Annotated in this window: 14 protein-coding genes; 5 read left to right on the forward strand and 9 right to left on the reverse strand. The window is 63.4% G+C overall.

Going from position 1 to position 13,762, the window contains the following annotated elements; genetic code table 11:
• Nucleotides 1-55: 55 nt before the first annotated feature.
• From gmhB to glyQ, 3 genes are read right to left on the reverse strand one after another with little or no spacing between them, the layout of a single operon-like run.
• A complete protein-coding gene (gene gmhB / locus HWQ56_RS00060) occupies nucleotides 56-589 on the reverse strand; it encodes a D-glycero-beta-D-manno-heptose 1,7-bisphosphate 7-phosphatase (RefSeq protein WP_158153012.1) in 534 nt (177 codons plus the stop codon).
• A 3-nt stretch (nucleotides 590-592) separates the two neighbouring features.
• A complete protein-coding gene (glyS, locus tag HWQ56_RS00065; protein ID WP_176569486.1) occupies nucleotides 593-2,647 on the reverse strand; it encodes a glycine--tRNA ligase subunit beta in 2,055 nt (684 codons plus the stop codon).
• Nucleotides 2,644-3,591 (reverse strand): glycine--tRNA ligase subunit alpha, encoded by a 948-nt coding sequence (gene glyQ / locus HWQ56_RS00070; protein WP_008367129.1) that lies wholly within the window; start codon nucleotides 3,589-3,591, stop codon nucleotides 2,644-2,646. Before glyQ ends, glyS begins: the two co-directional genes overlap by 4 nt.
• Nucleotides 3,592-3,673: 82 nt before the next feature.
• Between glyQ and HWQ56_RS00075 the strand changes: the two genes are divergently transcribed.
• Both HWQ56_RS00075 and HWQ56_RS00080 read left to right on the forward strand, forming a co-directional pair.
• Nucleotides 3,674-4,225 carry a DNA-3-methyladenine glycosylase I gene (locus HWQ56_RS00075; protein ID WP_176569487.1) on the forward strand — a complete coding sequence of 184 codons (552 nt, stop codon included), beginning with the start codon at nucleotides 3,674-3,676 and terminating at the stop codon, nucleotides 4,223-4,225.
• Nucleotides 4,226-4,262: 37 nt separating this feature from the next.
• Nucleotides 4,263-5,150: a lysophospholipid acyltransferase gene (locus HWQ56_RS00080; protein WP_158153015.1), complete on the forward strand. Its 888-nt coding sequence runs from the start codon at nucleotides 4,263-4,265 to the stop codon at nucleotides 5,148-5,150.
• Between the two features lie 110 nt (nucleotides 5,151-5,260).
• Here the strand turns inward: HWQ56_RS00080 and HWQ56_RS00085 are convergent, their stop codons facing one another.
• Genes HWQ56_RS00085 through def form a run of 5 tightly spaced genes read right to left on the reverse strand, consistent with a single transcriptional unit; the run spans nucleotide 5,261 to nucleotide 9,782 of the window.
• Nucleotides 5,261-5,551 carry a tetratricopeptide repeat protein gene (locus HWQ56_RS00085; protein WP_176572310.1) on the reverse strand — a complete coding sequence of 97 codons (291 nt, stop codon included), beginning with the start codon at nucleotides 5,549-5,551 and terminating at the stop codon, nucleotides 5,261-5,263.
• Between the two features lie 33 nt (nucleotides 5,552-5,584).
• On the reverse strand, nucleotides 5,585-6,958 hold the full coding sequence (trkA, locus tag HWQ56_RS00090; protein ID WP_158153017.1) for a Trk system potassium transporter TrkA: 1,374 nt from the start codon (nucleotides 6,956-6,958) through the stop codon (nucleotides 5,585-5,587).
• A 12-nt stretch (nucleotides 6,959-6,970) separates the two neighbouring features.
• Nucleotides 6,971-8,284: a 16S rRNA (cytosine(967)-C(5))-methyltransferase RsmB gene (gene rsmB, locus HWQ56_RS00095; RefSeq protein WP_176569488.1), complete on the reverse strand. Its 1,314-nt coding sequence runs from the start codon at nucleotides 8,282-8,284 to the stop codon at nucleotides 6,971-6,973.
• The gene (fmt, locus tag HWQ56_RS00100; RefSeq protein ID WP_176569489.1) at nucleotides 8,281-9,219 is read right to left on the reverse strand and encodes a methionyl-tRNA formyltransferase; all 939 of its coding nucleotides are present in this window, start codon (nucleotides 9,217-9,219) and stop codon (nucleotides 8,281-8,283) included. The genes rsmB and fmt overlap by 4 nt, the downstream gene beginning before the upstream one ends.
• 56 nt (nucleotides 9,220-9,275) lie before the next feature.
• The gene (def, locus tag HWQ56_RS00105) at nucleotides 9,276-9,782 is read right to left on the reverse strand and encodes a peptide deformylase (protein WP_158153020.1); all 507 of its coding nucleotides are present in this window, start codon (nucleotides 9,780-9,782) and stop codon (nucleotides 9,276-9,278) included.
• A 148-nt stretch (nucleotides 9,783-9,930) separates the two neighbouring features.
• Here def and HWQ56_RS00110 point away from each other — a divergent pair, with 148 nt between their 5' ends.
• The 3 genes from HWQ56_RS00110 (at nucleotide 9,931) to tsaC (ending at nucleotide 12,732) form a co-directional block, all read left to right on the forward strand.
• Nucleotides 9,931-10,956 (forward strand): LysM peptidoglycan-binding domain-containing protein, encoded by a 1,026-nt coding sequence (locus HWQ56_RS00110; protein ID WP_158153021.1) that lies wholly within the window; start codon nucleotides 9,931-9,933, stop codon nucleotides 10,954-10,956.
• A gap of 90 nt (nucleotides 10,957-11,046) precedes the next feature.
• The gene (gene dprA, locus HWQ56_RS00115) at nucleotides 11,047-12,141 is read left to right on the forward strand and encodes a DNA-processing protein DprA (protein ID WP_158153022.1); all 1,095 of its coding nucleotides are present in this window, start codon (nucleotides 11,047-11,049) and stop codon (nucleotides 12,139-12,141) included.
• 36 nt (nucleotides 12,142-12,177) lie between these two features.
• On the forward strand, nucleotides 12,178-12,732 hold the full coding sequence (tsaC, locus tag HWQ56_RS00120) for an L-threonylcarbamoyladenylate synthase type 1 TsaC (protein WP_176569490.1): 555 nt from the start codon (nucleotides 12,178-12,180) through the stop codon (nucleotides 12,730-12,732).
• A 30-nt stretch (nucleotides 12,733-12,762) separates the two neighbouring features.
• Here the strand turns inward: tsaC and HWQ56_RS00125 are convergent, their stop codons facing one another.
• Nucleotides 12,763-13,737: an NADPH:quinone reductase gene (locus tag HWQ56_RS00125; RefSeq protein WP_158153024.1), complete on the reverse strand. Its 975-nt coding sequence runs from the start codon at nucleotides 13,735-13,737 to the stop codon at nucleotides 12,763-12,765.
• Nucleotides 13,738-13,762: the final 25 nt, after the last annotated feature.

Here is a 13,762-nt window from a genome sequence, read left to right on the forward strand (position 1 = left end):
CAACCGCGCCGGCCATCAGCGACGGCACGGCATGGCTCAAGGATTCAGAGGCGCCCTAGGTGTGGATAAGTGCTCTGGCTACAGCAGCCAGATCATCGAAAATCAACGTCCCCTCGGGCACAGCCTTCGCCAGCGTCTTGGGACCTTTTCCGGTTTTCACCAGAACAGGCTGAGAGTCGACGGCCAGCGCAGCCTCCAGGTCACCCATACTATCGCCGACAAACCACAACCCGGCCAGGTCGGCGTGGTAGTGAGCGGCGATGGCCTTGAGCATGCCGGGGCGTGGCTTGCGGCAATCGCAGCCAGCATCGGGGCCATGGGGACAATAGACGATCAGCCCGACTTCGCCACCCTGCTCGGCCACCAGCATGCGCAAGCGCGCATGCATGGCGTCCAGGGTAGCCAGGTCGTAGTAACCGCGAGCGATGCCCGACTGGTTGGTTGCCACGGCAACCGTCCAGCCGGCCTTGCTCAACTGCGCGATGGCATCGATGGACCCGGGGATTGGAATCCATTCCTGCACCGACTTGATGTAAGCGTCGGAGTCTTCATTGATGACCCCGTCGCGGTCCAGTATCACCAGCTTCAAGGCTTACCCCAGCAACGAGATGTCGGCGACGCCCAGGAACAGCCCACGCAGGCGCGACAGCAAGGCGTAGCGGTTGGCACGGACCTTGGGGTCTTCGGCGTTGACCATCACGGCCTCGAAAAACGCATCCACCGGTTCGCGCAGGGCGGCCAGGCGGGCGAGCGATTCGCGGTACTGACGGTTGGCGGCCATCGGGTGCACCGCCTGGTCAGCCTGCTGAATGGCCGAGTACAACGAGAACTCGTTGGCGTTGTCGAAGTACTTGGGTTCCACGGTGGTGGCAACCGAGCCCTCAGCCTTGCTCAGCAGGTTCGATACACGCTTGTTCACCGCGGCCAGGGCAGCGGCTTCCGGCAGCTTGCGGAACGCCTGAACGGCCTGCACGCGCTGGTCGAAGTCCAGGGCCGAACCCGGCTTCAGGGCACGTACCGACAGGTAGGTGGCGACGTCGGTGCCTTCGTCTTCGTAGCGCGCGCGCAGGCGGTCGAAGATGAAGTCCAGCACCTGCTCGGCCAGGCCGGCGGCCTTGACGTTGGCCCCGAATGCGGACACCGCGAACGCCACGGCCTTGGTCAGGTCCAGGTCCAGTTGCTTGTCGATCAGAATGCGCAGGATACCCAGCGCCGCGCGACGCAGCGCGTAGGGGTCCTTGCTGCCGGTGGGCAGCATGCCGATGCCGAAGATACCCACCAGGGTGTCCAGCTTGTCGGCGATGGCCACGGCCGCACCGGTGAGGGTGGTTGGCAGCTCGGCGCCGGCGCCGCGTGGCATGTACTGTTCGTTCAGCGCCAGGGCAACATCGTCCGGCTCACCGTCGTTGAGCGCGTAGTAGTAACCGGCGACACCTTGCATCTCCGGGAACTCGCCGACCATCTCGGTGGCCAGATCGCACTTGGACAGCAGGCCGGCACGGGCAGCGCGCTGTGCATCACCGCCGATCAGCGGGGCGATGTAGGCGGCCAGCTTGGAAACTCGCACGGCCTTGTCGTAGACGCTGCCCAGCTGAGCTTGGAACACCACGTTCTGCAGGCGCTCGTTGAAGCTTTCCAGCGGCTGCTTCTTGTCCTGCTTGAAGAAGAACTCGGCGTCGGTCAGGCGCGGGCGCACGACCTTCTCGTTGCCCAGCACGATCTGGCTCGGATCCTTGCTCTCGACGTTGGCCACGGTGATGAAACGCGGCAGCAGCTTGCCGTCCACGTCCAGCAGGCAGAAATACTTCTGGTTGTCCTGCATGGTCGTGATCAGGGCTTCTTGCGGCACTTCCAGGAAGCGCTCTTCGAAGGAGCACACCAGCGGTACCGGCCACTCCACCAGCGCGGCAACCTCTTCCAGCAAGGCCGGCGGCACGATGGCGGTGCCTTCCTGCTGCATGGCCAGCTCGGCGGTGCGCTTGCTGATGATTTCACGGCGCTCGTCGCCGTCGGCCAGCACGTAGGCCTTGCGCAGGTCTTCGGCGTAGTTGGCCGGCGAAGTGATGCGCACGTCTTCAGGGTGGTGGAAGCGGTGGCCACGCGAATCGCGGCCGGCTCTCTGGGCCAGGATGGTGCAATCCACCACCTGGTCACCCAACAACATCACCAGCCACTGGGTTGGGCGGACGAATTCTTCCTTGCGAGCCCCCCAGCGCATGCGCTTGGGAATCGGCAGGTCGTTGAGCGAGTCTTCGACGATGGTCGGCAGCAGGCTGGCGGTCGGCTTGCCGATGATGCGCTGGCTGAAGCGCAGTTTCGGGCCGCTCTGGTCGATTTCGGCCAGATCCACGCCGCACTTCTTGGCAAAGCCCAGGGCTGCCTGGGTCGGGTTGCCTTCAGCGTCGAAGGCCGCCTGGCGTGGCGGGCCGTCGAGGTTGATGCTGCGATCGGGCTGCTGGGTGTCCAGGCCGCTGATCAGCACGGCCAGACGGCGCGGGGCCGCGTAGTAGCGCTTGGCGGTGTAGTTCAGGCCGGCAGCCTGCAGGCCTTTTTCAATACCGCTCAGGAAGGCTTCGCCCAGGCTGTTCAGGGCCTTGGGTGGCAGCTCTTCGGTGCCCAGTTCAACCAGGAAATCTTGAGCACTCATTGTGCAGCCTCCAGCTTAGCCAACACTTCATCACGCAGATCAGGGGACGCCATCGGGAAGCCCAGCTTGGCGCGGGCTTGCAGGTAGCTCTGGGCCACGGCACGGGCCAGGGTGCGCACGCGCAGGATGTACTGCTGGCGTGCGGTCACCGAGATGGCGCGGCGCGCGTCCAGCAGGTTGAAGGTGTGCGATGCCTTCAGGACCATTTCATAGGTCGGCAGCGGCAGCTCCAGTTCGATCAGGCGGTTGGCTTCGCTTTCGTAGAAGTCGAACAGTTCGAACAGCTTCTCGACGTTGGCGTGCTCGAAGTTGTAGGTCGACTGCTCCACTTCGTTCTGGTGGAACACATCGCCATAGGTGACCTTGCCAAACGGGCCGTCGGTCCACACCAGGTCGTAGACCGAGTCCACGCCCTGCAGGTACATGGCCAGGCGCTCCAGGCCGTAAGTGATTTCACCGGTGACCGGGTAGCACTCGATGCCGCCCACTTGCTGGAAGTAGGTGAATTGGGTGACTTCCATGCCGTTCAGCCAGATTTCCCAGCCCAGGCCCCAGGCGCCCAGGGTCGGCGATTCCCAGTTGTCCTCGACGAAGCGGATATCGTGGACCAGCGGGTCCAGGCCGATATGCTTCAGCGAGCCCAAGTACAGTTCCTGGAAGTTTTCCGGGTTCGGCTTCAGCACCACCTGGAATTGGTAGTAGTGCTGCAGGCGGTTGGGGTTTTCGCCATAGCGGCCGTCACCGGGGCGGCGGCTGGGCTGCACGTAGGCGGCGTTCCAGGTTTCCGGGCCGACGGCGCGCAGGAACGTGGCGGTATGGAAAGTGCCGGCGCCTACTTCCATATCGTAGGGCTGAAGCACCACACAACCTTGCTCGGCCCAGTATTGCTGGAGCGCGAGGATCAAGTCTTGGAAGGTACGCACGGCTGGCGTAGGCTGGCTCACGAAATTCACCTGTTTCTAGGGCTGCGAATATAAAGAGCGGGAGTATACCCCGATTCGCCCTTACCTCTACCCTTGGAGCCTTATGCCACGCTGCTTTTGGTGCACGGACGAGCCGATCTACCAGGCTTATCACGACGAGGAATGGGGGGTTGAGCTACGTGACCCCGCTCGTCTTTTCGAATTGCTGTTGCTGGAAGGCTGCCAGGCCGGGTTGTCGTGGATCACCGTGCTGAAGAAGCGCGAGCACTACCGCAAGGTGATGTTCGGCTTTGACCCAGAGCGGTTGGCGCGCATGACCGACGAGGAAGTGGAAGAGCGCATGCTCGACCCGGGCATTGTCCGTAACCGCCTGAAGATCAAGGCCGCGCGGCAGAACGCCCAGGCCTGGCTCAAGCTTGAAGACCCGGCCGCCTTGCTGTGGTCGTTCGTCGGCGGTACGCCGAAAATCAACCATTTTCCCGACCGCAGCCACATCCCTACCCAGACGCCAGAGGCCCAAGCCATGAGCAAGGCGCTGAAGAAGGCCGGCTTCACGTTCGTTGGTCCCACCATTTGCTACGCCTTCATGCAGGCCTCGGGCATGGTCATGGACCACACCCGGGATTGTGATCGCTACGCCGCTCTGGCCCGCTGACGGTTACAATGGCGGCTTGCTGAAAGAGGAGTGGTCTGTGGATAAGTTCAAAGGCGCCCTGATGGTGGGGGCCCTGCGGTTGTTTGCCTTGCTGCCATGGCGTGCGGTTGAAGCGGTGGGCGCGGCCATTGGTTGGCTGACCTGGAAGCTGCCGAACCGCTCACGCGAAGTGGTGCGCATCAACCTGGCCAAATGTTTTCCGGAGCTGGATGCCGCGGCGCACGAGCGCCTGGTAGGCCAGAGCATGATGGACATCGGCAAGAGCCTGACTGAAAGCGCCTGCGCGTGGATCTGGCCCGCCGAAAAATCACTCAAACTGGTGCGCGAAGTGCAGGGCCTGGAAGTGCTGGAACAGGCGCTGGCATCGGGCAAGGGCGTGGTGGGCATCACCAGCCACCTGGGCAACTGGGAGGTGCTGAACCACTTCTACTGCATGCAGTGCAAACCGATCATTTTCTACCGCCCGCCCAAGCTCAAGGCCGTGGATGAACTGTTGCAGAAGCAGCGTGTGCAACTGGGTAACCGCGTGGCGGCATCCACCAAGGAAGGTATCCTCAGTGTCATCAAGGAAGTGCGCAAGGGCGGTCAGGTAGGTATTCCGGCCGACCCGGAGCCGGCCGAGTCGGCTGGCATGTTCGTGCCGTTCCTCGGCACCCAGGCACTGACCAGCAAGTTCGTGCCCAACATGCTGGCCGGCGGCAAGGCGGTGGGCGTGTTCCTGCATGCCCTGCGGCTGCCGGACGGGTCGGGGTTCAAGGTGATTCTGGAAGCGGCGCCCGAGGCCATGTACAGCACCGATACCGAGACCGCGGTGGCAGCGATGAGCGAAGTCATCGCCAAATATGTGCGGGCTTACCCTAGCCAATACATGTGGAGCATGAAGCGCTTCAAGAAGCGCCCAGCTGGCGAGGATCGCTGGTACTAAGGGCCACCCCTGCGGGACCGGGCGAAGCTCGGGAAGAAAGCACCGCGGTCTAACAAACAGACCGCGGTGGTCCTTTCCAGAGCTTCGCCCGGTCCCACAGGGGGAGGGTGTTAAGCGGTGCGATCCAGTTTTTTCAGGAACACGGTCATTTCCTTCTCGGCCTGTTTGTCGCCATGGGCCTGCGCCGCCGTTATCCCCTGCTGCCACGCCGTCCTGGCGCCCGCCGCATCACCCTGCCCCTGCAACGCTTTTCCCAACAGCTTCCACGCCGCCGAATACTTCGGGTCCTGCTCCACGCAGCGGCGCAGGTGTTCGGCGGCCTTGGCGGGTTCATTCTGGTCCAGGTAGCCCTTGCCCAGGCCAAAGCGCAACAGCGCGTTATCCACACCCTTGGCCAGCATCTTTTCCAATGAATCGAGCACGCGGCATTCCTTCTAGAAAAACGTCAGGCCTACGTGGAACAGCTTCTCCACGTCACGAATGTATTTTTTATCCACAACGAACAGGATCACGTGGTCGCCCGCCTCGATGACAGTGGTGCCGCGGGCGATGATCACTTCTTCATCGCGGATGATGGCGCCAATCGTGGTGCCCGACGGCAACGCGATGTTTTCCACAGCCCTGCCGACTACCTTGCTGGAGCGAGCGTCGCCATGGGCCACCGCCTCGATCGCTTCCGCGGCGCCCCGGCGCAGGGAGTGCACACTGACGATGTCACCCCGACGCACGTGGGCCAGCAGCGTGCCGATGGTGGCCAACTGTGGGCTGATGGCGATATCGATCTCGCCACCCTGAACCAGGTCGACGTAGGCCGGGTTGTTGATGATGGTCATCACCTTCCGCGCGCCCAGGCGCTTGGCCAGCAGCGACGACATGATGTTGGCCTCGTCATCGTTGGTCAGGGCCAGGAAGATGTCGGCCTGGGCGATATTCTCTTCAACCATCAGGTCGCGGTCCGAGGCGCTACCTTGCAGGATCACCGTGCTGTTGAGGGTGTCGGACAGGTGCCGGCAGCGTGCCGGGCTCATCTCGATGATCTTTACCTGATAGCGGCTTTCGATGGCTTCGGCGAGGCGCTCGCCAATCTGCCCACCCCCGGCGATCACCACACGCTTGTTGCGCTCGTCCACGCCCCGCAGTTCGCCCATTACCGCGCGAATATCCTGCTTGGCGGCAATGAAGAACACCTCGTCATCGGCCTCCACCACGGTGTCACCGCGCGGGAGAATGGCGCGGTCACGGCGGAAGATAGCCGCGACGCGGGTCTCGACGTTGGGCATGTGCTCGCGAATCTGACGCAGTTGCTGGCCCACCAGGGGGCCGCCGTAGAAGGCCTTCACTGCCACCAATTGCGCTTTGCCGTCGGCAAAGTCGATCACCTGCAAGGCCCCGGGTATCTCGATCAGGCGCTTGATGTAATGGGTTACCACCTGTTCCGGGCTGATCAGCACATCCACCGGAATGGCTTCATTGGCGAACAGGGCGTCGCGGGTCAGGTAAGCGGCCGAGCGCACCCGGGCGATCTTGGTGGGCGTGTGGTACAGCGTGTGCGCCACCTGGCAGGCGACCATGTTGGTCTCGTCGCTGTTGGTCACCGCCACCAGCATGTCGGCGTCTTCGGCGCCGGCCTTGAGCAGCACCGTGGGGAACGAGGCGTGGCCCTGCACGGTGCGGATGTCCAGGCGGTCACCCAGGCTGCGCAGACGCTCGCCATCGGTGTCCACCACGGTGATGTCATTGGCCTCGCCGGCCAGGTGCTCGGCCAGGGTGCCACCGACCTGGCCGGCACCCAGGATGATGATCTTCATCCGTTACTCCTGTCAGCTCGGGCGGTGCGCCGCGATCTTGATCAGCTTGGCATAGTAGAAGCCATCGTGGCCGCCTTCCTGCGCCAGCAATTGGCGGCCGTGCGGCTGTTTGATCCCGGCCGCGGTGGCCAAGTCCAGCTCGCGGGCGCCGGGGGTGCGGGCCAGGAAAGCTTCGACGACTTCGGTGTTCTCGGTAGGCAGGGTCGAGCACGTGGCGTAGAGCAGTACGCCGCCTACTTCCAGGGTCGGCCACAGGGCATCCAGCAGTTCGCCCTGTAGCGTGGCCAGGGCCTGAATGTCATCCGGCTTTCGAGTCAGCTTGATGTCCGGGTGGCGTCGGATCACGCCGGTGGCCGAGCATGGTGCGTCCAGCAGAATGCGCTGGAAGCCTTGGCCGTCCCACCATTCGCCGGTATTGCGGGCGTCACAGGCGATGAGCTGGGCGTCGAGCTTGAGGCGGTCGAGGTTTTCGCGAACCCGTACCAGGCGCTTGGCCTCCAGGTCGATAGCCACCACGCCCTTGAGCCCGGGCTCGGCTTCCAGCAGGTGGCAGGTCTTGCCGCCAGGGGCGCAACAGGCATCGAGCACGCGTTGGCCGGGGGCCAGGTCGAGCAGGTCAGCGGCCAGCTGCGCGGCTTCGTCCTGCACGCTGATCCAGCCATCGGTAAAACCGGGCAGGTCGCGCACGTCGCAGGCCTGTTCCAGAACGATACCGTCCTGGCTGAAAGTGCAAGCGCTGCCAGCCACACCGGCCTGGGCCAGCAGTTGCAGGTAGGCATCACGGCTATGGTGACGGCGATTGACCCGCAGGATCATCGGCGGGTGGGCATTGTTCGCTGCGCAGATGGCCTCCCATTGCTCGGGCCAGAAGGCTTTCAGCGACTTTTGCAGCCAGCGCGGGTGGGCGGTACGCACCACCGGGTCACGTTCCATCTCGGCCAGCAGCTCGGCGCTGTCGCGTTGGGCGCGGCGCAACACGGCGTTGAGCAGGCCTTTTGCCCAAGGTTTTTTCAGCTTGTCGGCACAGCCCACGGTTTCGCTAATGGCTGCATGGGCAGGCACGCGGGTGTACAGCAACTGGTAAAGACCGACCAGCAGCAGCGCCTCGACATCGGCGTCAGCGGCCTTGAATGGCTTCTGCAGCAGTTTTTCCGCCAGTGCCGAGAGGCGCGGCTGCCAACGGGCAGTGCCGAATGCCAGGTCCTGGGTGAAGCCGCGGTCGCGGGCTTCAACCTTGTCCAATTGCAGTGGCAGGGAACTGTTGAGCGACGCCTTGCCGGTCAGTACGGCGGCCAGGGCGCGGGCAGCGGCGAGACGCGGGTTCATTGGCCGAGCACCGTGCCGACGGCGAACTTCTCGCGGCGGCTATTGAACAGGTCACTGAAATTCAGCGGTTTGCCACCGGGCAGTTGCAGGCGGGTCAGGCACAGGGCCTGTTCGCCGCAGGCCACGACCAGGCCATCCTTGCTGGCGGCCAGAATGGTGCCGGGTTCGCCCTGCCCCTCGGCCAGTTCGGCCGCCAACACCTTCACGGCTTCGCCGTTCAGGGTGCTATGGCAGATAGGCCAGGGGAAGAATGCACGCACCAGACGCTCCAGCTCATCGGCGGGGCGGGTCCAGTCGATGCGGGCCTCGTCCTTGTTGAGCTTGTGGGCGTAATTGGCCAGCGTGTCATCCTGCACTTCACCGGGCAGGGTACCCGCGGCCAGGCCGGCGATGGCCTCGATGACCGCCGGTGGGCCCATCTCCGCTAGCCGGTCATGCAGGCTACCACCGGTATCGCTGGCGCTGATCGGGGTGCTCACCTTGAGCAGCATCGGCCCGGTGTCCAGGCCGGCCTCCATGCGCATGACAGTGACGCCGCTCTCGGCATCACCGGCTTGTACGGCGCGCTGGATCGGCGCCGCACCGCGCCAGCGCGGCAGCAGCGAGGCATGGCTGTTGATGCAACCCAGGCGCGGAATGTCCAGCACTGCCTGGGGCAGGATCAGGCCGTAGGCCACCACCACCATCAGGTCAGGCTTGAGCGCGGCCAGTTCAGCCTGGGCGTCTTCGTTGCGCAAGGTGGGCGGTTGCAGCACGGTAATGCCATGCTCCAGCGCCAGTTGCTTGACCGGGCTGGGCATCAGCTTCTGGCCACGGCCCGCCGGGCGGTCTGGCTGGGTGTAGACGGCCACCACTTCATAGGGGCTGGCCAGCAGGGCCTTGAGGTGTTCGGCGGCGAATTCGGGCGTGCCCGCGAAGACAATGCGCATGCTCATGGTTTACTCGCTGGAAAAGAAAAAGGCTTGCCGTGGCAAGCCTTTGGGAGGATGGGTCAAGCTTGCTGGCGGTGGGCTTTTTCCAGCTTCTTCTTGATCCGGTCACGTTTGAGGTTGGACAGGTAATCAACGAAGAGCTTGCCATTGAGGTGGTCGCACTCGTGCTGGATGCACACCGCCAGCAGGCCTTCGGCGACCAGCTCGTACGGCTTGCCGTCGCGGTCCAGGGCCTTGATCTTGACGCGCTGCGGCCGGTCGACGTTCTCGTAGAACCCAGGTACCGACAGACAGCCTTCCTGGTACTGGCCCATTTCGTCGGTCAGCGATTCGAACTCGGGGTTGATGAACACCCGCGGCTCGCTGCGATCTTCGCTCAGGTCCATGACCACGATGCGCTTGTGGACGTTGACCTGCGTGGCGGCCAAGCCGATGCCAGGCGCTTCGTACATGGTTTCAAACATGTCATCGATCAACTGGCGAACTTCGTCGTCCACCACGGCCACAGGCTTGGCAATGGTGCGCAGACGCGAGTCTGGAAATTCGAGGATGTTTAAAATAGCCATATGCGTATTTGCTGCACTGTGAGGTAAAGTCAAAGGTAGCAGCCGCTGCAAGGTGTCGGGGGCGGGCTGCCTGTCAAACGTTCTCCCAGGGAGAAAGGCCATTTCGGCTGCGTTTCACGTGAACGCACATAATAAAGGGATTCACGGCATGAGGAAATCACTACTCGCCCTGCTGCTCATGGCGTGCGCCGGCCTGGCCAACGCCGATGTGCAGCTCAAGGATGGTTATCCACAGCGCTACACGGTGGTTCAGGGCGACACACTTTGGGACATTTCCGCCAAGTTTCTGCGCCAGCCCTGGCAGTGGCCGCAGATCTGGCATGCCAACCCGCAGATCGCCAACCCGGACCTGATCTACCCTGGCGACTCCCTGGTGCTGAGCTACGTCAATGGCCAGCCGCAACTGATGCTGGAGCGCGGCGGCTCCCGCGGCACCATCAAATTGTCACCGCGTATTCGCAGCACCCCGGTAGCCGAAGCGATCCCCAGCATTCCGTTGCAATCGATCAACAGCTTCCTGCTCAGCAACCGTATCCTGGACAGCACCCAGGCGTTCCAGAGCGCCCCGTATATCGTCGCCGGCCAGGGTGAGCGAGTGGTCAGCGGCATGGGCGACCGCATCTACGCCCGGGGCACGTTCGACCCGGCGCATGCTTCCTACGGCATCTTCCGCCAGGGCAAGGTCTACACCGACCCGGTGACCAAAGAAGTGCTGGGCGTGAATGCCGACAATATGGGCGGCGGTGAAGTGGTGGCCACCGAGGGCGATATCGCCACTGTGAACCTGCAACGGTCCAACGAAGAAGTTCGCCTGGGCGACCGCTTGTTCGTCAGCGAGGAGCGGCCGGTCAACTCCACCTTTTTCCCCAGCGCGCCGAGCAACCCGGTGAGCGGTACCATCATTGATGTGCCACGGGGTGTTACGCAGATCGGCAAGTATGACGTGGTCACCCTCGACCGTGGCAGCCGTGATGGGCTCAGGGAGGGCAACGTGCTGGAGATCTACAAGACCGGTGAAACGGTACGTGACCGGATAACCGGCGAACAGGTGAAAATACCCGACGAACGGGCCGGGCTGTTGATGGTGTTCCGCACGTACACGAAGCTGAGCTATGGTTTAGTGCTTAACGCCAACCGCTCCCTGGCGGTCATGGACAAGGTGAAAAATCCTTGAAACACGGGGAAGTTGTCAAACAGTTACCAACAGAGTTATCCACAGCTTTTTCCCAGTGATGACCAGGGGCCCTGAATCAAGGATGATCAGATGCCGCTCTTTGCTTGCACCACCCCCGACACGCACGAACTGGAGGCGCGCCTGCGCCTCCATCGCCTGCCCGACACCGGCCCGAAACGCTTTCACGGACTGCTGGACACCTTCGGCAGTGCCGCCGAAGCACTGCGCGCGCCCACCAGCGCCTGGCGCAGGCTAGGGCTGTCGGCGGCTGCCTGCGCCGCCCGTGACAGCCCCGAGGTAAAAACCGGTGCACAGGCTGCAATGGCCTGGCTAGAGCATCCGGACCAGCATTTGCTGATGTGGGACGACCCCGCCTACCCCGCTCTGCTGGCGCAGATAAGCGACGCGCCACCCTTGCTGTTCATTGCTGGCGACCCTGCCATTCTGGAAAAACCACAGTTGGCGATCGTGGGCAGCCGGCGTGCTTCGCGACCGGGCCTGGACACCGCCGCAGCGTTTTCCCGTAGCCTGGCGGCGGCAGGTTTTGTCATTACCAGCGGCCTTGCGGCCGGGGTGGATGGGGTCGCTCATCAGGCGGCCCTGGACGTTGGCGGGTTGACGATCGGCGTGTTGGGCACAGGCATCCAGAAACTTTATCCACAGAAGCACAAAGCCCTTGCGGCACAAATGGCGGCCTCGGGAAGCGCGGTGGTTTCCGAGTTTCCGCTGGACGCCGCGCCGGTACCCGCCAACTTCCCGCGCCGAAACCGCATCATCAGTGGCTTGTCCCTTGGCGTGCTGGTGGTCGAGGCGAGCGTGGCCAGTGGGTCGCTGATTACCGCGCGCCTGGCCAACGAACAGGGCCGCGAGGTGTATGCCATTCCTGGCTCCATCCATCACCCGGGCGCGAAAGGCTGCCACCAGTTGATCCGTGATGGCGCGCAGCTGGTCGAGACCGTGGAGCATATCCTTGAGCCGCTGCGGGGCTGGCAACGGGTGTCAATGCCTGCCCCGGCCATCGACCATCCCTTGCTGAAGCTCCTGCATGCCGCGCCCCAGAGCAGCGAGGCGCTGGTGCGCTACAGTAATTGGTCGCTGCCCCGGGTACTGGAGGCGCTCACCGAACTTGAATTGGAAGGGCGAGTGGTCAACGAGGCCGGGCGTTGGTTTGCGCGAATTAGCTAAGTACACTGCTCACAGCCTTTAAGCGGAGTAACAGCAATGGTGAGCAGTTGGCGTGTGCAACAAGTCGCGCGCGATGTCAGAGCGGGCGCAGTGATTGCCTATCCAACCGAAGCGGTCTGGGGGCTGGGGTGCGACCCATGGGACGAGGAAGCGGTTTACCGGCTGCTGGCGATCAAGTCCCGGCCTGTGGATAAGGGCTTGATCCTGGTGGCCGATAACATTCGCCAGTTCGATTTCCTGTTCCAGGACTTTCCTGAAGCCTGGATGGACCGCATGGCCAGCACCTGGCCCGGCCCCAACACCTGGTTGGTGCCGCACCAGGATCTGTTGCCGGAATGGATCACCGGCAAGCACGCCAGCGTGGCCCTGCGGGTCAGCGACCACCCATTGGTGCGTGAGCTGTGTGCGTTGGTAGGCCCGATCGTTTCCACTTCGGCCAACCCCACCGGTCGCCCGCCTGCCATGTCGCGCCTGCGCATCGAGCAGTATTTCCGCGGGCAGGTGGACGTCGTGCTCAATGGTGCGCTGGGTGGGCGCAAGAACCCCAGCGTGATCCGCGACCTGGTGACAGGGGAAGTCATTCGTCCCTGAATGACAGTGGGCGAACCCTGTAGGCTTAGGTCAAGGCAACAGGATGGTCGAACCCATGGTCCGGCGACCCGACAGCTCGGTTTGCGCCTTGGCGGCTTCGGCCAGCGGGTAACGCTGGCTGATCTCTACGTCCAGCTTGCCGCTGGTGATCATGCCGAACAACTCGTCGGCCATGGCCTGCAAGGTGTCGGCGGTAGCGTACGTGGCCAGGGTCGGGCGGGTGACGTACAGCGAACCCTTGGACGCCAGGATGCCCAGGTTCACACCACTGACCGCGCCCGAGGCGTTGCCGAAGCTGACCACCAGCCCGCGAGGTTCCACGCAGTCCAGCGAGGTTTCCCAGGTGTCCTTGCCCACGCCGTCATACACCACCTGGCATTTTTTACCGCCGGTGAGCTCCTGCACGCGCTTGACCACGTTTTCATGGCTGTAGTCGATGGTTTCCCAGGCGCCCAGGGCCTTGGCGCGTGCAGCCTTTTCCGGCGAGCTGACGGTGCCGATCAGCTTGGCGCCTAGCGCCTTGGCCCATTGGCAGGCCAGGGAACCCACGCCACCGGCAGCGGCGTGGAACAGAATGGTCTCGTCGCGCTTCAGTTCATAGGTCTGGCGGAACAGGTACTGCACCGTGAGGCCCTTGAGCATCACCGCGGCAGCCTGCTCGAAGCTGATGGCCTCAGGCAGCTTGACCAGCACCGTGGCAGGCAAGGTATGCACCTCGCTGTAGGCACCCAATGGCCCACCGGCGTAGGCCACGCGGTCGCCGACCTTGACCGTGGTCACTTCGCTGCCCACGGCTTCCACCACCCCTGCGCCCTCGGTGCCCAGGCCCGACGGTAAAGACGGCGTGGGGTACAGGCCGCTGCGGAAATAGGTGTCGATGTAGTTCAGGCCGATGGCCTTGTTGCGCACCCGGACTTCCTTGGGGCCCGGCTCGGCGGGTTGGAAATCGACGAATTCGAGGACTTCCGGACCACCGTTAGCGCTGAACTGAATACGTTTGGCCATCTGCAATCTCCTGAACCAGGCATGG

This window comes from Pseudomonas eucalypticola (genome assembly GCF_013374995.1).
GTDB lineage: Bacteria > Pseudomonadota > Gammaproteobacteria > Pseudomonadales > Pseudomonadaceae > Aquipseudomonas > Aquipseudomonas eucalypticola.